Source organism: Ruegeria sp. CH11 (assembly GCF_056537105.1).
Genome location: NZ_JBQFQX010000009.1, coordinates 94,600 through 114,455, shown reverse-complemented (window position 1 = coordinate 114,455; position 19,856 = coordinate 94,600). Strand labels below are relative to the sequence as shown.

Sequence of the window (19,856 nt, the reverse complement as noted above, 5' to 3'; positions counted from 1 at the left end):
GCTGTTACCGTCGGCCCACCTGTCGGCAGATCAGAATGACCGGCAACAGACCCACCGCCAAAATGACCAGAGACGGCACCGCCGCGCCCTCAAGCCGTTCGTCCGAAGCCAGCCGATACGCCTGAACCGCCAGCGTATCAAAATTGAACGGGCGCATGATCAGCGTCGCGGGCAGTTCTTTCATCACATCCACGAAAACGATCAGCAACGCGGTCAGTAACGATGGCGTCAGGATCGGCAGGTGGATCCGGCGCAACGTCCCCAAAGGGCTCTGACCCAGCGATCTGGCTGCAGCGTCCATATTGGAATGAACGGTGCTCTGCCCGCCTTCATAAGCGCTGAGCGCTGCCGCCAGAAATCGCACCATATAGGCTGCCACCAGCAACCAGATCGACCCGGTGACCAGCAAACCCGTCGACACATCAAAGGTCTGGCGCATCCACGCATCCAGCGCATTGTCAAAACCCGCGAAAGGCACGATCAAGCCAACGGCGATAACCCCCCCGGGCACCGCATATCCAAGCCGCGCCAGATAGGCGGCGGCGTTTGCACCGGGTCCAGGCCGCAGACGTTGGTGAAATCCGACGCTTATCGCTGCGCAGACCGTGATCACCGCAGCCGTGCCCGCCAGAATCAACGAGTTCTGGACAAATCCGACATAGCGCCGCGAAAACAGGTTCTGTTCGGATTCCATACCCATCTGCACAAGGATGATTACCGGCAGCAAAAAACCTAGAACAACGGGAACTGCACACAATGTGATCGCCGTTGCCGATTGCCAACCGCGCAACCGGGATGCAGTCATCCCCACGTGACGCTTTCCCGCCTGATAGTATTTTGCCTTGCCTCGCTGGGTACGTTCAGCCACGGCCATGATCAGTGCGAAACCAAGCAGACACAGCGCAAGCTGGGCCGCTGCGGCCCGATCGGCCATCGAGAACCAACTCGTGTAGATGCCGGTGGCAAAGGTCTGCACGCCAAAATAGGCGACGGTTCCGAAATCGGCGATGGTCTCCATCACCGCCAGCAGGACACCCCCGGCAATCGCAGGTCGCGCCATCGGCAGCGACACCCGCCAAAACGCTGCCCAAGGGCTGTGCCCCAAAGCGCGCGCGGCCAGAAAGGCGGTGGCGCTTTGTTGCAGAAACGCCGCCCGCGCCAGCAGGTAGACATAAGGATAAAGCACCAGGATCAGCATAACCGCCGCACCCTCGGTCGAGCGGATTTCCGGGAACCAATAATCGCGCGGCCCCCAGCCCATCACCTGCCGTAAGGTGGTCTGCACGATGCCGGGGTGATCCAGTATGAACGTGTAGGCATAAGCCAGAACATAAGCGGGAAAGGCCAAAGGCAGGACAAGCGCTATCTCGAACAGCTTTACCCCGGGAAAACGGGTCATGGTCACCAGCCATGCCGCCCCGACGCCAATCGAAAACGTGCCGATCGACACCAGCGCCACCAGGATCATGGTGGTTACGGTGTATTCGGGCAGAACCGTTGCCAGCAGGTGCGAGATGGTATCCGTTCCACCGGTCACCGCCGCCAGAACCACGGCCACCATCGGCAACAGACAGGCGGCCGCCACCGCATAGGCGATGCCACCCACCAGCCGGGTGCCCAGCGCGCCGCGATTGCGTGTTCCGTGTTCCGCGTATTCGATTTCGGCCATTGACCCGGCTTTTGACAGATACTCTGTAAAGGTCCGTCTTTAATCGACCAAAATGCTCGGAAACGCCAGTGGGCAGACAAACAAATCCGACAACCTGATGCCGCAGGTCATTCGTAGACGCGCTGATCCTCGATTACCAATCCGTCCTTTGGCAAAGACCCGGGGGCGACCACTTCGATCGCGCCTTTCAGTTTCAGCACCTCGACCACGGATTTGGCATAGGCGGTTTCGTCCCCGCCCGGGCTTTCGATTTGTACCGTCATGGTGTCCATCTCGCCCTGTCGCGCGGCGATGACCCGCGCTTTGACGATTTCCGAGTGTTTATCGACCAGAACCGCCACCTGCTCGGGGCGCACGAACATACCCTTGATCTTGGTGGTCTGATCGGCGCGTCCCATCCAGCCCTTTATCCGCATATTGGTGCGCCCACAGGGGGATTGGCCCGGCATCACCGCCGACAGATCCCCGGTTGCAAAGCGGATCAGCGGATAGTCGGGATTCAGCGATGTGACCACGACCTCGCCCACATCCCCTTCGGCCACGGGCGATCCGGTGCCGGGGGTTACAATCTCGACGATCACGTGTTCGTCGATGATCATCCCCTCCATCGCGGGGCTTTCATAAGCGATGTTGCCCAGATCAGCGGTGGCATAGCATTGCAGGCAGGCGATGCCCCGATCCGCATATTCCTGCCGCAAGGACGGGAACAAAGCACCGCCGCCAACCACGGCCTTCGAGAAATCCAGGTCCACGCCCATCTCGTCGGCTTTGTCCAGAATGATCTTCAGATAATCCGGCGTGCCCGCATAGGCGGTACAGCCCACATCACGAGCGGCGGTCACCTGCAGTTCTGTTTGCCCGGTTCCCGCGGGCAGAACGGCAGCCCCAACGGCGCGTGCGCCGTTCTCAAAGATCATACCCGCGGGCGTCAGGTGATAGCCAAAGCAGTTCTGCACGATGTCACCCGGTCCGACCCCGGCCGCATGGACAAAGCGCCCCATCCGCCACCAGTCGCGATCTGTGCTGCCGGGTTCATAGATCGGCCCCGGCGATTGAAACACGTGATGGAAATGCCGAGCCGGTTTTACGGTGAACCCGCCAAAGGGCGGACGCTCGGCCTGGGCGCGGATCAGGTCCGATTTGCGCAGTACCGGCAAATTCACCAGATCCTCGACCGATTTCACGGCACTGGTATCCGCGCCAGCAAGATGGGCGGCAAAACCCGGCGCGGCTTTGGCCTGCTCGATCTGAACACGCAGGGCTTCGGCCTGATCGGCAGCGCGTTCGTCCGCTGATCGGATCTCGAGCGTATCGTAATGTTTTGACATCGTCAGATCCTCCATCCCGTTACAGCCACCGCTTACGGCGGCGATACGAACGCACGTCACGGAAACTCTTGCGCCCCTCGTCCGACATGCCGAGGTAGAATTCCTTTACATCCGGGTTTTCGCGAAGCTCGGCGGCGGGCCCATCCATCACCACGCGACCGGATTCCAGAATATAGCCATAATGCGCGAACCTCAGGGCCACGTTGGTGTTCTGCTCGGCCAGCAGAAATGACACGCCCTCTTTCTCGTTGAGGTCCTTCACGATGCCAAAAATCTCTTCGACCAGCTGCGGCGCCAGCCCCATTGACGGTTCGTCTAACAAAATCGTCTCGGGCCGCGACATCAGCGCCCGGCCCATCGCCACCATCTGCTGCTCTCCGCCCGAGGTGTAACCCGCTTGCGATTTGCGGCGTTCCTTGAGGCGGGGGAAATAGGAATACACAAGCTCAAGATCCTGCTGAATCGCAGCCGATCCGTCCTTGCGGGTATAGGCGCCTGTCAGCAGGTTTTCCTCGACCGTCAGGTGTTCGAAACAATGGCGGCCTTCCATCACCTGGATGACGCCCTTTTCCACCAGAGCGGCCGGATCGCTGGCGTGGATGCTTTGGCCGCGATATTCGATCGTGCCCTTTGTGACCTCGCCGCGTTCCGAATGCAGCAGGTTTGAAACCGCTTTGAGCGTTGTCGTCTTGCCCGCACCATTGCCCCCCAGCAACGCCGTGATGCCACCCTTGGGCACAGTGAGGCTGACGCCCTTCAGAACGAGAATGACGTGGTTGTAGATCACCTCGATATTGTTGACCTCAAGCAGGGTTTCTTGCGTCTTGCCGGCGTCCAGCATCAATCCGTCTTTCTTTTTTCAGAAATCGACCTCCCGGCGGACGATCCGCCGGGAGAGTAAATTGTTGATTACGAGCAATCCTCGTTCGTCGGCCAAGGTGCGTTCTCCTCGGCATAGGCCGCTGCCTTTTCGGTCTCGAGCGGCTGGATCGACGCGCGATCAGGGCTGAGGTGGTCAGAGGCCTGGACAAACTGATTGCCATCCCATTCCAGAATCCATCCGCCCGAATGACCGGTGTGGTCTGAACACGACGTGCTGAACGGGGCGACCATTCCGGTCATACCCAGCTCTTCCAGCCGCGCCTCGCTGATGTCGAGATTTTCAAGACCCCAGCGGAGTTGTTCCGCGTTGATATCGGCTTCTCCGAAATGGTCCTGCGCTGCCTTGATCCCTTCGGCCAGTATCATCGAGATGACAAGGCCGCGGTTATAGAAGACGCCCTGCATCTCTTCTTCGTTCGACTTGGTTTTGCCGGTGTCGACGACATGCTTCTTGATATCCGCAAGCAGAGGCGCGTCCAGAACCGGGCGCGAATAGCTGATGGACTTATAGCCCTTGCCCTGATCGCCAACCAGTTTCAGGTCAGCATCATGTCCGGACCACCAGACACCGACGAACTGGTCCATCGGATACTTCGTCTTGACCGCTTCGGTGATGGCGCCCGCATTCATCGCGCCCCAGCCCCACATGATGACATAGTCGGGGCGTTCTCGGCGAATCTGCAACCATTGCGCCGACTGGTTCTGCATTTCCTTCAGACCAACAGGAATTGGCAGAAACTCGAACCCATGCTCGGCAGCTTGCGCTTCGTAATAGGGGATCGGCTCTTTCCCGTAGGGGTGATCGAGGTGCAGAAATGCGACTTTCTTACCGTTGAGGTTACTCAGATCGCCGTCCGACACATATTGCAGGATCATCGAAGCCGCATCCCAATAAGACCCGGGCGCGTTGAAAGCCCACTGGAATACCTTGCCATCGGCCATCGGCGAAAAGCCATATCCCGGGGCAAGGATCGGTATCTTGTCGACATTGGTTTTTGGCAGAACCTGAAGGGTGATCCCTGTCGACCAGGGCTGCGTTACAACCGCAGATCCTTTGGTTTTTTCATAGCATTCGACGCCCTTTTCGGTCGAATACCCAGTTTCGCATTCCTCGAAATTGATCGGAACGCCTCCGATACCGCCATCACGTTCGTTCAACATGATGAAGTAATCCCGCTGGCCATTCATCAACGGGATACCCGTTGCCGCAAAAGGTCCGGTTCTATAGCTGAGGTTCGGCGCATAGATCTCTGCCGCCGAAGACCCCGCAGTCAGCGCCGCGACAAGCGACGCGGCAGCAAGGTTGACAAAGTGTTTCATTATTCTCCTCCCATTGATTATTCAGATTTATTGTCGTCTTCGCTCAGTGCGGGAAAGGCCAGGTGACAAGCTTTTCCCGTATCAACCCCCATAGCCGTGCCAGTCCGTGCGGTTCGATGATCAGGAAGAATATGATCAGAGAACCGACGATCATGATATTGAGATGCTCGACCGTGGCGGAACTGATGTGAATGCCCAATGCCGATGGCACGGTATTGAGGACAACCGGCAAGCCGACGATCAGGATTGCGCCCAGATAATTGCCAAGGATCGATCCCAATCCGCCGATGATCGCGATAAACAGGATGCGAAAACTCAACGGGATATCGAACAGGTTCGGTTCCGCGGCACCGCGCCACATGAACACAAACAGCGCGCCTGCGACGCCCACGATGTATGATGACACCGCAAAGGCCGTCAGTTTTGACTTCATCAGGTTGATACCGATCAGCTCGGCAGCAAAATCCATGTCGCGGGTTGCTTTCCAGGTCCGGCCCAGTTTGCCTCGGGTCAGATTGATCGCGATGATCGTGATCAAGGTCACGATGCCAAGCACGACATAATACTGCACCACCGACGAGGCCTGCGGCCCGGCCACAAAAACGCCGAAGACGTCCAGGTTTGGCACCTGAATCGCGCCGGAAGCGTTGTAGTTGTAGAGCCAACCCCACTTTTCAAACAACCACACCAGAAAGAACTGAGCCGCCAGCGTTGCGATTGCCAGATAAAACCCTTTGATACGCAGGCTGGGAATTCCAAAGACGACGCCGATACCGGCACTGAACACACCAGACAGCATGATGGCCACAATCGGGTTCATCCACGGCATGAGGGTGATCATCTTGTAGCAGGCATAGGCCCCGACACCCATGAATGCTGCCGTTCCCAGGCTAAGCTGTCCCGCATACCCGGTCAGGATATTCAGTCCCAATGCAGCCAGCGAATAGATCAGGATGGGTATCAGCAGGGTCTGAAGCGAGAACTCATTGGCGGTCAGCGGAAAGATGACCCAGGCACACAGCAGGACGATCCCCAGCAAAAATGCGTCCTGACGGATCGGAAACAGGGATTGATCAGAGCTGTAGGACGTCTTGAATTGCCCTGCGATCTTGTAGAACATCTGTTGGTTTCCTTCGGGTCGGCGGTCAGTATCCGCGGCAGTGATCAGGTCGAGATGGATTGGCAGCGCGCACCGCGCCGCCTCAGACCCTTTCGATGATTTTCTCTCCGAACAGGCCCTGAGGACGGAAAAGCAGCACAATCAGCGCAAAGACAAAGGCGAACCAGGTCTCGGTATTGCCGCCCATCAGCGGTTGACCCCAATAGATCTCGAATACCTTCTCAAGCAGGCCGATCATCAAGCCACCGATGATTGCGCCAGTTATGCTCTCAAGGCCGCCCAACATCAGCACCGGCAGCGCCTTGTAGGCGATCACCTCCAGCGCAAACGACACTCCTGCGCGCGCACCCCAGGCGATGCCGGTGACCAGGGCAATGATACCGGCGATGAACCAGACCAGAACCCAGATCGTCTGTGGCGAGATCCCGACCGACAACGCGGCCTGTGAATCGTCTCCCAGCGCGCGGATCGCCCGGCCCATGCGGGTCCCGTTCAGGAAGGCGAGCAAACCCACGACCAGCAGGCCGGCCACGACAACCGCCGTTACGTCCTTCTGCTCCAGTATCAGCAGCCCACCAAACGGTTCCAACGTCCATGAGCCGGTTGGAATGCCAAGCTCGCTTGTGATCATGACCTTGTTTTCGCCGCCAAAGATGGTCTCACCCAGCCCGATCAGAAACAGCGTAATTCCGATGGTTGCCATGAACAGGATGATGTCCGGCTGCCCGACCAGCGGTCGCAGTACGATGCGTTCAATGGCCGCCGCTAGGATATACATGACCCCAAGCGTCAAAAGCAGGCAGATCCAGGCCGGCACGCCCATCGCGTGCAAGCCGACAAGGGTCAGGGCCGCAAAAACAACCATGATCCCCTGAGCAAAGTTGAAGATGCGGCTGGACCGGAAGATCAGAACGAAACCAAGCGCAATGAGCGCGTAGAGGATGCCCGAAACCAGACCCTCCCACAGCACCTGCAGCAAAAAGTCAGGGGCCGCGATCATGTCTGCGAACGGAGCGATAAAGATATCGTGGAACATGTTGGTCAGGCCCTAATGCTGAACGCCCAGGTAGGCGTCGATGACTTCTTGGTTGTTGCGCACCTCGTCGGGGGTGCCGTCGCCGATCTTTTGGCCGTAATCCATCACGACCACCCGGTCGCTCAGATCCATCACCACGCCCATGTCATGTTCGATCAGGGCGATGGTGGTGCCGAACTCGTCATTCACGTCTAGGATAAAGCGGCTCATGTCCTCTTTCTCTTCGACATTCATCCCCGCCATCGGCTCATCCAGCAGCAGCAGCTTGGGCTCGGCGGCTAAGGCACGCGCCAGTTCGACCCGTTTCTTCAAGCCGTAAGGCAGGCGCGAAACGGGCGTCTTGCGGATGTGCTGGATCTCAAGGAAGTCGATGATCCTCTCGACCGCCTCGCGGTTCTCGGTCTCTTCCGCCTCGGCCCTGCCCTTCCAGATCGCTTGCTGGAAGATGTTGGTTTTCATGAAATTCAGCCGCCCGGTCATCACGTTGTCCAGCACACTCATACCTTCGAACAGGGCGATGTTCTGGAACGTCCGCGCGATCCCTTGCCGCGCCACCTCAAAGGGCCGCATCTGCGGGCGTCTGGCCCCGTGGAACCAGACCTCGCCTTCCTGCGGTACATAAAAGCCCGAGATCACGTTCAGCATCGAGGACTTGCCCGCCCCGTTCGGCCCGATGATGGCGCGAATCTCGCCCTCGCGAATATCGAACGAGATATCCTTGATTGCCACGACGCCGCCAAAACGCAGGGTGATGTTCTTCATCTCCATCACCACACCACCGATCTTGCGACCATCTTCGGTGACGTATCCTTCGGAATTATCCAGCATCAGTCACTCCCTGACTTACGCAAAAACGGGATGGCGGGCGGGGCGATGACCGCAGGTCGAGCGGCGCTCGGCGACCCCTCATTCCGCTGCCACCTTGTGCTGGGCGACCGGCACAACCGGTGCATCCACGATCTCAAGCGTTGCCGAAATCGAGCCCTTGCGGCCATCCTCATAGGTCACTTCGGTCGTGGTCGAGATATTCGGAGATCCATCATAAAGCGCTGCAATAATGTCGCTGAACTTGTCTTCGACAAACCCGCGCCGCACCTTGCGGGTTCGAGTCATCTCACCATCATCGGCGTCCAACTCCTTGTGCAGAACCACAAACCGATGCACCTGGCAGCCCGATAGCATCTCATCGGCCGCTACCGACTTGTTGACCTCTTCCACATGGCCTCGAATCGTCTCTAACACACGCGGATGTCCCGCCAATTCCTGGTAGGAAGCGTAGGCGACATTGTTGCGTTCAGCCCAGTTTCCGACCGCCGTAAGGTCGATATTGATGAAGGCCACGCAGCGGTCCTTACCGTTACCGAACAACACAACCTCAAGAATATCGGGATAGAACTTCAGCTTGTTCTCGACGTATTTGGGCGCGAACATCGATCCATCGGCCATCTTGCCCACATCCTTGGCGCGGTCGATGATCCGCAGATGGCCCGAGTTCTCTTCGATGAACCCGGCATCACCAGTGGCCACCCAGCCCTCGGCGTCCTTGGTCGAGGCCGTGGAATCAGGGTTGTTGTAATACTCGACGAATACTCCCGGCGAGCGGTAATGAATCTCGCCTTTGTCGTCGATCTTCAACTCGACCGCCGGTGCGGGTACGCCAACCGTATCGGCACGCACTTCGCCATCAGGCTGCTGCGTGATGAACACGGTCGCTTCGGTCTGCCCGTAAAGCTGTTTCAGGTTGATCCCAAGCGAGCGGTAAAAGTCGAAAATCTCCGGCCCGATCGCCTCGCCCGCGGTATAGCCCACGCGGAAACGGCCATAGCCCAGCGTGTCCTTGAGCGGCCCATAGACCAGCAGATTGCCCAATGCATATTTCAGCTTGTCGCCAACGCCCACCGGCTTGCCGTCCAACAGCAGGCCGCCGACCTTCTTGGCATGGGCCATGAAGTGGTGGAACATGCGCTGCTTCAGCTTGCCCGCATCCTCCATCCGGATCATCACATTGGTCAGCTGCGTTTCGAACACCCGCGGCGGGGCAAAGAAATAGGTCGGCCCAATCTCGCGCAGGTCGGTCATCATCGTGTCGGCGCTTTCGGGGCAGTTCACGCAAAATCCGCACCAATAGGCCTGGCCAATGGAAAAGATGAAATCACCTACCCAGGCCATCGGCAGGTAGGACAGGATGTCTTCGTTGCGGGTCAGATGATCGAAATCGGCGGAATTCTTGGCGCTTTCAATGACATTGCGGTTCGACAGCACCACGCCCTTGGGCTTTCCCGTGGTGCCCGAAGTATAGAGCATCACACAGGTATCGTCATAGGAGATCGCGGCGATGCGTTTGTCCAACTCGGCGTCGAACCGCGCGTGACCGGCGCTGCCCTCGGCCATAATGTCCTCGAGCGCGTTCATCTGGGAATGGTCGTATTTCCGCATCCCGCGCTTGTCGGTATAGAGGATGTGCTTGACCTGATGCAGGTTCTGCTGAATCTCGATGACCTTGTCGACCTGTTCCTGATCGCCGCAGACCACGTATTTCGCGCCGCAATGCTCAAGCACATAGGCCATCTCTTCGGCAACCGAATCCTGATACAGAGGCACCGGAACAGCGCCCACCATCTGCGCCGCAACCATCGACCAATAATGGGCCGGGCGGTTGCGGCCTATGACGGCGATATGGTCGCCCTTCTCAATACCAAGCTCCAGAAACCCCAGCGCGATGGCGCGGATTTCCTGTGCCGCTTCGGCCCAGGTCCAGCATTGCCAGATCCCGAATTCTTTTTCCCGATAGGCCGGGGCATCCCCGAACTGCGTCACATTGCGGTGTAGCAGCGCCGGAAGAGAGGTCATCCCTTCAGCGCCCGACTGCATCTGAGCCAATCTTCTTCTCCTCCCCATCCGGTCACGTCATTGACCGGAAATGGCGGACCCGGGTCATTGCCCGAACGCCATGGTCCCGATAAGGGACGCAAGCAGGATCAGCGTCAACTTTTTCCTGATGTTTTCTCAATTCTTACGAATTGTAACAGGCATGGCGGGCCGAGGGCTTTGCCGGTCTTTTTCGACGGCATCACACAGATCGCTTGTCCCATTGTAAAACAATGCAAAAGAACGAAAATCTCAGTTTACCCACAAATCATCCACAGAAATTACTGAGTATATTCAATGCGTTATCCACAAGAAATTTGAGATTCCCTCACATTTTCTGTTGCCCGACTCGGTATGAATTCCTAGCGTGTACTTACCGCAGCAGATGATTTCGATCAGACACTGTGGACGCAAAAGCCCCGGTTGTTTACGGGCATTCAAGGACGGATCTCTGATTTAGCTTTGAGTGTAACTGGCAATCGGATGCGGACCGGATCGTGTGGGGGTGAAAGCCTCGTGGCGAATGGGTTCGGGTAGGTCGATAGGCTTCTTACTGCGTGGGCGCGTCAGCGTCGTGGTGGACGAAGCAGATTGGCAGGGTTGAGCGAAGAGCGGCGGGTCTTAGGACACAATGCTCTGGCATCGGAGGGTAACGTCCGAATGCAAGCTGGGCCTGCTGTCGCCCTCTGGGGGGATGATGAGGTTCAACAAGGCGTCAGAAAGTGAGGACGTAAGTTCTAACTCTCTGGCGCCTTTTTAATTCCTGCGCAATGATCATCTAATTTACCGGCGAATATCGGTCGTTCCAGGAGCGATTCTGCGCCAATAGTTCGGCCGAGACCAGCCGCCAGATTGCCGGTACCAAACTTACAACCAATCCCGCAGAATCGGAATCAAGGGCACATCGGCCGCAGGCATCGGATAGTTGCGCAGATCATTCGCACGGACCCATTTCAGAGCCTGCCCTTCCTTTGACTGCGGGATACCTTCCCATTTGCGGCAGGCAAACAGCGGCATCAGCAAGTGGAAATCGTCATAGCTGTGGCTGGCGAAGATCAGCGGAGCGAGGCACGAGGCCCAGGTGTCGATGCCCAGTTCCTCGTGCAATTCGCGGATCAGGGCTGCCTCGGGGGTCTCGCCGGGTTCGATTTTGCCGCCGGGAAATTCCCAGAGACCGGCCATCGACTTGCCTTCGGGGCGTTGGGCCAGCAAGACGCGGCCCTCGATGTCGATCAGGGCGACAGCAGATACTAACACGGTCTTCACGAGCGGTAATCCGCGTTGATCTCGATATAGCCGTGGGTCAGATCGCAGGTCCAGACGGTTGATGCGCCCTCGCCCAGCCCCAAATCGACCGCGATCACGAGGTTCTGGCCTTTCATATAGGCGGCGGCGTCTTCTTCGCGGTAATCAGGGCTGACCCAGCCTTTTTCGGCCACAAGGATGTCTCCGAACGAGATGCTCAGACGGTCGCGGTCAGCGGCAGCGCCGGATTTGCCAATGGCCATGACGATACGGCCCCAGTTCGGGTCTTCGCCCGCGATGGCAGTCTTCACCAAGGGCGAGTTGGCAATCGCCAGCCCGTGGGTCTTGGCATCCGCATCCGAGGCGGCGCCGGTCACACGGATCTCCACGAATTTCGTCGCCCCTTCCCCATCGCGTACCACCTGCTGCGCGAGGTCCAGCATCACCGTTTCCAGAGCTTCCGCAAAGGCGGCGTTGCCGGTGGCATCGACGCCCGAGGCCCCGGTGGCGCACAGAAGCAGGCTATCCGAGGTCGAGGTGTCGCTGTCGACGGTGATGCAATTGAAGGTCCGGTCAGTCTGTGCGCTTAGCATCGCTTGCAAGGCCGATTGCTCGATCTGGGCGTCGGTGAAGATGTAAACCAGCATCGTTGCCATATCCGGAGCGATCATGCCCGACCCCTTGGCAATCCCCGCAATAGAGACTGTTTTGCCGTCTATCTCGACCTGCGCCGATGCACCTTTGGGGAAGGTATCCGTGGTCATGATGGCCCGCGCCGCGTCTTCGATCGCATGGCGGCTGAGGCCCGTTTTCAGCGTCTCAAGTTGGGCCACAATACGATCATGGGGCAGAGGTTCACCGATCACTCCGGTCGATGAGGTAAAGACCCGTTCGACCGGGACGCCGGTTGCGCTGGATACCGCCTGCGTCACCTCAGCCACCGAGGTCTGGCCGTAATGCCCGGTAAAGGCGTTGGCGTTGCCCGAATTAACCAAAATCGCCGCCGGACCATCGTTGGGTCCGCCGATCTTGTCCTGACAATCCAGCACCGGGGCCGCGCGCGTGGCAGAACGGGTAAAAACCCCGGCCACCGAGGTGCCTGGATCAAGCACCGCCAGCATGACGTCAGTGCGGCCCTGATAGCGCACGCCGGCCTCGACGGTGGCAAAGCGCACACCGTCAATCGCGGGCAGATCGGGAAAGCCCGCCGGGGCCAGAGGAGAGACCTTGGTAATCGTCGCCACGAAAATTACTCCTGAATCAGATCCAGTTGGCGGATGATTTCCGGGCCAGCCCCTTCCATCTCGGGGCGGTCGATCTGCGCTTGTTCTGTCAGTTCGTCGATCCGGGCCTGGATCGCCTCTTGCTGCAAGGTCTGGGCCAGATCCCCCCGGACCGCTTCAAGCGCGGGCGCTTCGGATTTGCGCGTATCGTTGAGTGTCACCAGATGCCAGCCGAACTGGGTTTGGACCGGCTCGGACACATCACCTTTCGACAGTTCCAGCACGGCTGCTTCAAATTCAGGCACCATGCGGCCCTTTCCAAACCAGCCCAGCGCGCCGCCATTCGGACCTGACGGGCCGGTGGATTTTTCTTTGGCAAGCTCGGCAAAGTCGGCACCGTCATCCAATTGCGCCTTGATCGCCTTCGCCTCGTCTTCGGTCTCGACCAGAATATGGCTGGCGTCGAACTCGTCCTCGCCTTCAAAATTCGCATATTGCGCGTCATAAGCGGCCTGAATCGCCTCGTCTGTGATCTCGGCATCGGTCAGCGCGTTCACCGTCTGCACCGCGCGCAGAGACCGGGCCTCATTTTCCAATGCCAGAGCGTTCAGTTTTGACAGGTCATCCTGCTGCTGGCCCAACAGCTGCTGTTGCACCAGTTGTTCAAGGATGAAGTCATACAGAACCTCATCTTCCAGTTGCTGATATTGCTGCGGCAAGCTGGCGACGGTGGCGATAACGTGACCCAATGTGATCTCGTCCCCATTCACGCGCGCCACAACGGTTGCAGCGTCAGGCTTGGTTTCGGCGGCCAGTGGCAGGGCCATCACAGCGGTCAGGGCCAGCGATGGCAAAAAAGTGAGGCCTTTGGGCATGGAATTATCCTATTTTCTTGCCGCGACAGGGCGCGGCGTTGACACTTCAGAACCTGCCGCTTACATCGCTTTGAAGCCTTGGACAGGGCCGCCTTTCACCCCCCGTATCTATGGGTTGCGCGCAAGGTGGGCAAGCCTGTCGCAACCAAGACAAGAACAGATCCGCTGGAGTGAACATGCTGGGACTCGGAACGCTCGCCAAAAAGGTGTTCGGAACACCGAACGACCGCAAGATCAAGGCGACCCGCCCCCTGATCGAAAAGATCAACGCGCTGGAACCCGAGTTCGAGAAACTGTCCGATGAGGGCCTGATCGAAAAGACCGCCGAGCTGCGCAAACGCGCGCTGGACGGTGAGGCGCTGGATGACCTGCTGCCCGAAGCCTTTGCCAACGTCCGCGAAGGGGCCAAACGTGCGCTGGGCCTGCGCGCTTTTGACGTGCAGCTGATGGGCGGCGCGTTTCTGCATCAGGGCAACATCGCAGAGATGAAAACCGGCGAGGGCAAGACCCTTGTCGCCACCTTCCCCGCCTATCTGAACGCGTTGACCGGCAAGGGCGTGCATGTGGTTACGGTGAACGAATACCTGGCCAAGCGCGACTCGGAATGGATGGGCAAGGTCTTTGGCGCCGTGGGCATGACCACCGGTGTGATCTGGTCCGGCCAGCCCGATGCCGAGAAAATGGCCGCCTATAAGTGCGACGTCACTTACGCCACCAACAACGAGCTGGGCTTTGACTATCTGCGCGACAACATGAAGGCCGATCTGGATCAGGTCTATCAGAAACACCACAACTTCGCGATTGTGGACGAGGTCGATTCGATCCTGATTGACGAGGCGCGGACGCCGCTGATCATCTCCGGCCCATCGCAGGACCGCTCGGACCTGTATACCGCTATCGATGCGCTGATCCCCTCGTTGCAGGACGACCACTTCACGCTGGATGAAAAGGCGCGCAACGTGACCTTCACCGACGAGGGTAACGAGTTCCTGGAGCAGCAACTGATCACCGCCGGGCTGATCCCCGAAGGGCATTCGCTGTATGACCCGGAAAGCACCACGGTCGTGCACCATGTCAATCAGGGCCTGCGCGCGCATAAGCTGTTCACACGTGACAAGGACTATATCGTCCGCGATGGCAACGTGGTGCTGATCGACGAGTTCACCGGCCGCATGATGCCCGGTCGTCGCCTGTCCGAAGGGCTGCATCAGGCGATCGAGGCGAAAGAGTCGGTGACGATCCAGCCGGAAAACGTGACGCTGGCCAGTGTAACCTTCCAGAACTACTTCCGCCTGTACGACAAGTTGGGCGGCATGACCGGCACCGCCGCGACCGAGGCCGAGGAATTCGCCGAAATCTACGGTCTGGGCGTGGTCGAGGTTCCGACCAACAAGCCCATCGCGCGCGAGGATCGCGACGATCAGGTCTATCGCACAGCGATGGAAAAGTATCAGGCCATGATCGGTCAGACCAAAGAGGCCACCAAGAAAGGCCAGCCGGTTCTGCTGGGCACGACCTCGATCGAAAAGTCCGAAGTGCTGAGCCAGATGCTGACCAAGGAAGGCATCGAACACAACGTTTTGAACGCCCGCCAGCACGAGCAAGAGGCACAGATCGTCGCGGATGCAGGACGTCTGGGCGCGGTGACGATCGCCACCAACATGGCCGGTCGCGGCACCGACATTCAGTTGGGCGGCAATGTCGAGATGAAGGTCCTGCAAGCACTGGCCGAAAACCCCGAGGCCGATCCAAACGAATTGCGCGCCGCGGAAGAAGCCAAGCATGCCGAAGAAAAGCAGAAAGTGCTTGAGGCCGGTGGGCTTTATGTGATGGCGTCCGAACGGCACGAAAGCCGGCGGATCGACAACCAGCTGCGGGGCCGCTCGGGCCGTCAGGGTGACCCGGGCCGCACGGTGTTTTATCTGAGCCTCGAAGACGACTTGATGCGTATCTTCGGTTCGGAACGGTTGGACAAGGTGCTGACCACGCTGGGCATGAAAGAAGGCGAGGCGATCATCCACCCTTGGGTCAACAAATCGCTGGAACGCGCCCAGTCGAAGGTCGAAGGCCGCAACTTTGACATTCGCAAGACTGTTCTGAAGTTCGACGATGTGATGAATGACCAGCGCAAAGTGGTCTTTAGCCAGCGTCGCGAAATCATGTCAGCCGACGACCTGTCCGAGATCGTCTCAGACATGCGTGAACAGGTGATCGACGATCTGATCGACGAATACATGCCCCCCAAATCCTATGCGGATCAATGGGACACCGAAGGTCTGCACGAGGCAATCAAAGACAAGCTGAGCATTGACGCCCCGGTCCAGGACTGGGCCGCCGAAGAAGGTGTCGATGACGAACAGGTGCGCGAACGTCTGGTCAAATCCGCCGATGAAATGATGGCACAAAAGGCCGTGGCCTTTGGGCCTGAGAACATGCGCAACATCGAAAAACAGGTGCTGCTGCAAACCATTGACGCCAAATGGCGCGAGCATCTGCTGACGCTCGAACATCTGCGCTCGGTCGTTGGGTTCCGTGGCTACGCCCAGCGCGATCCGCTGAACGAATACAAAAACGAGAGTTTCCAACTGTTCGAAGGGATGCTGGATTCTCTGCGCGAAACCGTCAGCCAGCAGCTGTCCCGCGTCCGGCCTCTGACCGAGGAAGAGCAAAAGGAAATGCTGGCGCAGATGGCGGCGCAACAGGCTCAGTCGCAGCAGGCTGTTGATCAGGCCACGAATCGCGCCGAAGCTGTCGCCGAGGCCGGAGCATCCGGCGACCCGCGCCCCGGCTTTGTCGAGGACGACCCGTCGACCTGGGGCAACCCGTCGCGCAACGATCCCTGCCCCTGCGGGTCCGGCAAGAAATTCAAGCATTGTCACGGCCGCCTGACCTGAGGCGGCCCGATTCCGGTCACAATGACTCCGTTGCGCGGCCACATATAAGCCGCGATTGTTAACGAGAGTACGACTCGCTCCTTCAACTGGGGAGAGTGATGTGTTTGTTGTAAGAAACTACGTGACCATGGGCGGCACTGTCGCTTGCGCCCTTGCGATCGGGTATTTGATGCAGAACGGGTCGACGCGCCCGTCGGACCCCGCCCCTGCTGCCGGTCAGGTGGCGTCAACCGGTCAGGCTTCGGTCCTGGCGGGGCTGGAGGCCGTGACGCTGACATCTTCCCGGACCTCGGGATCGGCCGAGACCACGCCGCAGCCGACTGAGCCGCTGCGCCTGCAACCGTCAAAGCCCGCGAATTGTGCCCTGACCGCACGTGCGTTTTCCGCATCGCAAGCGATGGCCCGGCTGATGGTCAAAGCCCCTTGCGCAGCGCAGGAACAGGTTCAGATCCGTCACAGCGGGCTGTCCTTCACCGCCGTGACCGACGCTCAGGGCAAACTGGACCTGACGGTCCCAGCCCTGTCGGAATACGCGATTTTCCTGATTTCGCTGGAAGACGACACCGGCACTGTGGCTACAACCCATATCCCCGACCTGAAGAACTTTGAACGGGTGGCTTTGCAATGGCAGGGCGACACCGAACTGCAATTGCACGCGTTGGAATTTGGCGCCAGCTACGGCGAGGACGGGCATGTCTGGGCCAGCCCCGACGCATCCGGAGCCGGTTCGGTCATACATCTGGGTGCGCAGCACGCGCGTCAGGTGCAGATATATTCGGTCCCGAACCGCGCCGATGCGCAGACAGGCGACATCGCTTTGAGCGTCGAGGCCGAAGTGACCGCCGCCAATTGCGGCGCGGACCTGAGCGTGCAGGCGCTGGAAATCCGTGGCGACCGGCGTTTGCGTTCGCGTGATCTGACGGTGACATTACCGGGCTGCGACGCGGCCGAAGATTTTCTGGTGTTGAATAATCTGCTCGAAGACCTGACAATCGCCGCAAGGTAAGAGCAGTCAAATCAACGGTCCCCAATGGCATTTCTTCGTGCGGCGATGGCTGCGCTGATCGGCGTGTTTGCCCCATTTGGCGCATACGCGCAGGACATCACCCTCACGTCACATGACGGCAGCGTCGAAGTTGTCGGGACCCTTTTGGGCTATGATGGCGAGTTTTACCGTCTGGACACACAGTTTGGCGAGCTGACAATCGACGGCTCGGGCGTGACCTGTGACGGGCCAGCCTGCCCCAACCTGATCGATTTCGTGGCCGAGATTCGATTCTCGGGCTCATCGGTCATGGCCGACACGTTGTTGCCCGCCCTGATCCACGGCTTTGCTCGGCATGAGGGGCTGATTGCCGCTCAAGAGGACGAAGCGGGCCCCGAAACCGTCTACTCCCTGTCCCAGCCGGACCGCTCGGCCCCACTCGCGCGCCTACGGCTGCACGGCACCGATACAAGCGCCGGGTTTGCCGATCTGATCTTGGACGCGACGGACATTGTCATGGCCCAGCGAGAGATTCGTCCGTCTGAACATGACGCCGCCCAAGCCGCGGGTCTGGGCGACCTGACGGATCCACGGCGTTCGCGCGTTCTGGCGCTGGACGCGATTGTGCCTTTTGTGTCCCCGGACAGCCCGATCAATCAGATTTCGCCCGCCGATCTGGTGCGGATACTGGCGGGCGAAGTGTCGAATTGGGTGGAACTCGGCGGGCCGGACGCGCCCATCGCGCTGCACCTGCCCGAAACCGGATCGGGTCTGGCGCAGGCGATCGAGGATCAGTTGCCGCACGCGACCGATGCCGCGCTGAATGGGCACATCACCCGGCACCAACGGGGCCATGACATGGTTCTGGCGGTCGCCCGCGATCCTTTCGCTTTGGGAATTGGCAGCCACGCGGGTCTGGGCTCGGCGCAGGCCCTGCCGCTGGCCGGCGGATGCGGGCATGCCCTGACCGCCACGCGGCATTCGGTCAAGACCGAGGATTATCCGCTGACCGCGCCGATGTTTCTGTATCTGCCGCCGCACCGTCTGCCGCGGATTGCCCGTCAGTTTCTGGCCTATGCCCAAAGCCCGGACGCACAGATGGTGATCCGCGAGGCCGGGCTGGTCGATCAGGCCCTGGAAACGACGCGGATCGGGCTTCAGGGCGACCGGCTGGCCAATGCAATCTCCACCGGAGGGGTCGAGGTCGGGATCGAGGAACTGCAGCGAATGATCGAAACCTTGCGCCCGATGTCCCGCCTGTCGCTGTCCTTCAGGTTTCAGGCTGGATCGTCGCGCCCGGACGCCCAGTCGCGCGCGAATATCCTGCTGCTGGCGCAGGCGCTTGAGGGTGGTTCGTTCGACGCCCGCAAATTGGCTTTTGTGGGCTTCAGCGATGGCGAAGGTCCTGCCGCCGCGAATGCCCGCATTGCGAAACTGCGCGCCAATACTGTGCGAAACGCAGTTCTGGCTGCGGTCGAAACCACGGTTCCGGACAGCGTGGAATTGACGGTCGAAGGGTTTGGCGAGGCTATGCCGATGGCCTGCGACGACCCGGAATGGGGCAAAAAGGTCAACCGCAGGGTCGAAGTTTGGGTTCAGTAATCCTGCATCGGCGCTGTCTTTACAGATAACCTTGCGCCCGAAAGCTAAGCTCGGTCGACTTTCCAATGATCAGATGGTCATGCAGGGTCAGGCCCAGCGCCGTGCAGGCATCCTGAATTCGGTTGGTCATGTCGATATCCGATTGCGACGGGGTCGGGTCACCCGAGGGGTGGTTGTGTACCAGTATCAGCGCCGATGCATTGAGTTCGAGCGCCCGTTTGGCGACCTCACGCGGATAGACCGGAACGTGATCAACGGTACCCTTGGCCTGCTCTTCATCCGCAATCAGCACGTTCTTGCGGTCCAGAAAGAACACCCGAAACTGCTCTGTTTCACCATGCGCCATGGTGGTGTGGCAATAGTCCAGCAACGCGTCCCAGCCTGAAATCACATGCCGCTGCATCACCCGCGCCCGGGCCATGCGATGGGCGCAGGCCTCAAGTATTTTCAGGTCGGTGATGACCGTATCGCCAACGCCCTTGATCTGGCGCAAGCGCTCCTCGGGCGCGGTCAGCACGCGATTGAAATCGCCGAACGTGTCCATCAGCGCCCGCGCCAATGGTTTCACATCCTGCCGTGGGATGGATCGGAACAGCGCCAGTTCCAGCAATTCATAATCCGGCATTGCCGCCGACCCACCGGACATGAACCGTTCGCGCAGCCGCTTGCGGTGGTCCTTGATGTAGGAGGGTAACCGACCACTCGGCAGCGGCTGCGCTGGGGCTTCGTCCGTTTCAAAAAGCATCGGGGCTTCGGCAAAGGCGTCCTGAGTCATACTGGCACACTGACGCAGAATCAGTTTCTGATTG

The 19,856-nt window shown here is 59.3% G+C and carries 15 protein-coding genes; 3 read left to right on the top strand and 12 right to left on the bottom strand.

What is annotated here, in order from left to right:
• Window positions 1–4 precede the first annotated feature (4 nt).
• From ACR0LX_RS15010 to ACR0LX_RS14960, 11 genes are all read right to left on the bottom strand, one after another.
• A complete protein-coding gene (locus ACR0LX_RS15010) occupies window positions 5–1,669 on the bottom strand; it encodes an ABC transporter permease (protein WP_480784405.1) in 1,665 nt (554 codons plus the stop codon).
• A 107-nt stretch (window positions 1,670–1,776) separates the two neighbouring features.
• Entirely contained in the window at window positions 1,777–2,997 is a 1,221-nt protein-coding gene (locus ACR0LX_RS15005; protein ID WP_480784404.1) for a phenylacetate--CoA ligase family protein, read from the bottom strand.
• A 19-nt stretch (window positions 2,998–3,016) separates the two neighbouring features.
• The gene (locus ACR0LX_RS15000; protein WP_480784403.1) at window positions 3,017–3,838 is read right to left on the bottom strand and encodes an ABC transporter ATP-binding protein; all 822 of its coding nucleotides are present in this window, start codon (window positions 3,836–3,838) and stop codon (window positions 3,017–3,019) included.
• Window positions 3,839–3,906: 68 nt separating this feature from the next.
• Window positions 3,907–5,199 carry an ABC transporter substrate-binding protein gene (locus tag ACR0LX_RS14995; protein ID WP_480577265.1) on the bottom strand — a complete coding sequence of 431 codons (1,293 nt, stop codon included), beginning with the start codon at window positions 5,197–5,199 and terminating at the stop codon, window positions 3,907–3,909.
• A 43-nt stretch (window positions 5,200–5,242) separates the two neighbouring features.
• On the bottom strand, window positions 5,243–6,319 hold the full coding sequence (locus ACR0LX_RS14990) for a branched-chain amino acid ABC transporter permease (protein WP_480784402.1): 1,077 nt from the start codon (window positions 6,317–6,319) through the stop codon (window positions 5,243–5,245).
• Between the two features lie 82 nt (window positions 6,320–6,401).
• The gene (locus ACR0LX_RS14985; RefSeq protein ID WP_480577259.1) at window positions 6,402–7,355 is read right to left on the bottom strand and encodes a branched-chain amino acid ABC transporter permease; all 954 of its coding nucleotides are present in this window, start codon (window positions 7,353–7,355) and stop codon (window positions 6,402–6,404) included.
• A gap of 12 nt (window positions 7,356–7,367) precedes the next feature.
• Window positions 7,368–8,183 carry an ABC transporter ATP-binding protein gene (locus ACR0LX_RS14980; protein ID WP_480784401.1) on the bottom strand — a complete coding sequence of 272 codons (816 nt, stop codon included), beginning with the start codon at window positions 8,181–8,183 and terminating at the stop codon, window positions 7,368–7,370.
• 78 nt (window positions 8,184–8,261) lie between these two features.
• Complete coding sequence (locus tag ACR0LX_RS14975; RefSeq protein ID WP_480784435.1) at window positions 8,262–10,226, bottom strand: AMP-binding protein; 1,965 nt, start codon at window positions 10,224–10,226, stop codon at window positions 8,262–8,264.
• An 864-nt stretch (window positions 10,227–11,090) separates the two neighbouring features.
• Window positions 11,091–11,489: an 8-oxo-dGTP diphosphatase MutT gene (gene mutT, locus ACR0LX_RS14970; RefSeq protein ID WP_480784400.1), complete on the bottom strand. Its 399-nt coding sequence runs from the start codon at window positions 11,487–11,489 to the stop codon at window positions 11,091–11,093.
• Complete coding sequence (gene argJ, locus ACR0LX_RS14965) at window positions 11,486–12,712, bottom strand: bifunctional glutamate N-acetyltransferase/amino-acid acetyltransferase ArgJ (protein ID WP_480784399.1); 1,227 nt, start codon at window positions 12,710–12,712, stop codon at window positions 11,486–11,488. The genes mutT and argJ overlap by 4 nt, the downstream gene beginning before the upstream one ends.
• 5 nt (window positions 12,713–12,717) lie before the next feature.
• Entirely contained in the window at window positions 12,718–13,566 is an 849-nt protein-coding gene (locus ACR0LX_RS14960; RefSeq protein WP_480784398.1) for a peptidylprolyl isomerase, read from the bottom strand.
• Between the two features lie 176 nt (window positions 13,567–13,742).
• Between ACR0LX_RS14960 and secA the strand changes: the two genes are divergently transcribed.
• The 3 genes from secA (at window position 13,743) to ACR0LX_RS14945 (ending at window position 19,047) form a co-directional block, all read left to right on the top strand.
• Window positions 13,743–16,460 (top strand): preprotein translocase subunit SecA, encoded by a 2,718-nt coding sequence (secA, locus tag ACR0LX_RS14955; RefSeq protein ID WP_480784397.1) that lies wholly within the window; start codon window positions 13,743–13,745, stop codon window positions 16,458–16,460.
• Window positions 16,461–16,560: 100 nt separating this feature from the next.
• Entirely contained in the window at window positions 16,561–17,466 is a 906-nt protein-coding gene (locus tag ACR0LX_RS14950; protein WP_480784396.1) for a hypothetical protein, read from the top strand.
• Window positions 17,467–17,490: 24 nt separating this feature from the next.
• On the top strand, window positions 17,491–19,047 hold the full coding sequence (locus ACR0LX_RS14945) for a phosphate ABC transporter substrate-binding/OmpA family protein (RefSeq protein ID WP_480784395.1): 1,557 nt from the start codon (window positions 17,491–17,493) through the stop codon (window positions 19,045–19,047).
• A 19-nt stretch (window positions 19,048–19,066) separates the two neighbouring features.
• On the opposite strand, the gene radC is transcribed toward ACR0LX_RS14945, so the two are convergent.
• Entirely contained in the window at window positions 19,067–19,822 is a 756-nt protein-coding gene (gene radC, locus ACR0LX_RS14940) for a RadC family protein (protein ID WP_480577238.1), read from the bottom strand.
• Window positions 19,823–19,856: the final 34 nt, after the last annotated feature.

What these genes read in the sequence shown, in the direction of transcription:
- ACR0LX_RS15010 (WP_480784405.1), bottom strand. Translation starts at nt 1,669, where the DNA reads ATGGCCGAAATCGAATACGCGGAACACGGAACACGCAATCGCGGCGCG.
- ACR0LX_RS15005 (WP_480784404.1), bottom strand. Translation starts at nt 2,997, where the DNA reads ATGTCAAAACATTACGATACGCTCGAGATCCGATCAGCGGACGAACGC.
- ACR0LX_RS15000 (WP_480784403.1), bottom strand. Translation starts at nt 3,838, where the DNA reads ATGCTGGACGCCGGCAAGACGCAAGAAACCCTGCTTGAGGTCAACAAT.
- ACR0LX_RS14995 (WP_480577265.1), bottom strand. Translation starts at nt 5,199, where the DNA reads ATGAAACACTTTGTCAACCTTGCTGCCGCGTCGCTTGTCGCGGCGCTG.
- ACR0LX_RS14990 (WP_480784402.1), bottom strand. Translation starts at nt 6,319, where the DNA reads ATGTTCTACAAGATCGCAGGGCAATTCAAGACGTCCTACAGCTCTGAT.
- ACR0LX_RS14985 (WP_480577259.1), bottom strand. Translation starts at nt 7,355, where the DNA reads ATGTTCCACGATATCTTTATCGCTCCGTTCGCAGACATGATCGCGGCC.
- ACR0LX_RS14980 (WP_480784401.1), bottom strand. Translation starts at nt 8,183, where the DNA reads ATGCTGGATAATTCCGAAGGATACGTCACCGAAGATGGTCGCAAGATC.
- ACR0LX_RS14975 (WP_480784435.1), bottom strand. Translation starts at nt 10,226, where the DNA reads ATGCAGTCGGGCGCTGAAGGGATGACCTCTCTTCCGGCGCTGCTACAC.
- ACR0LX_RS14960 (WP_480784398.1), bottom strand. Translation starts at nt 13,566, where the DNA reads ATGCCCAAAGGCCTCACTTTTTTGCCATCGCTGGCCCTGACCGCTGTG.
- secA (WP_480784397.1), top strand. Translation starts at nt 13,743, where the DNA reads ATGCTGGGACTCGGAACGCTCGCCAAAAAGGTGTTCGGAACACCGAAC.
- ACR0LX_RS14945 (WP_480784395.1), top strand. Translation starts at nt 17,491, where the DNA reads ATGGCATTTCTTCGTGCGGCGATGGCTGCGCTGATCGGCGTGTTTGCC.
- radC (WP_480577238.1), bottom strand. Translation starts at nt 19,822, where the DNA reads ATGACTCAGGACGCCTTTGCCGAAGCCCCGATGCTTTTTGAAACGGAC.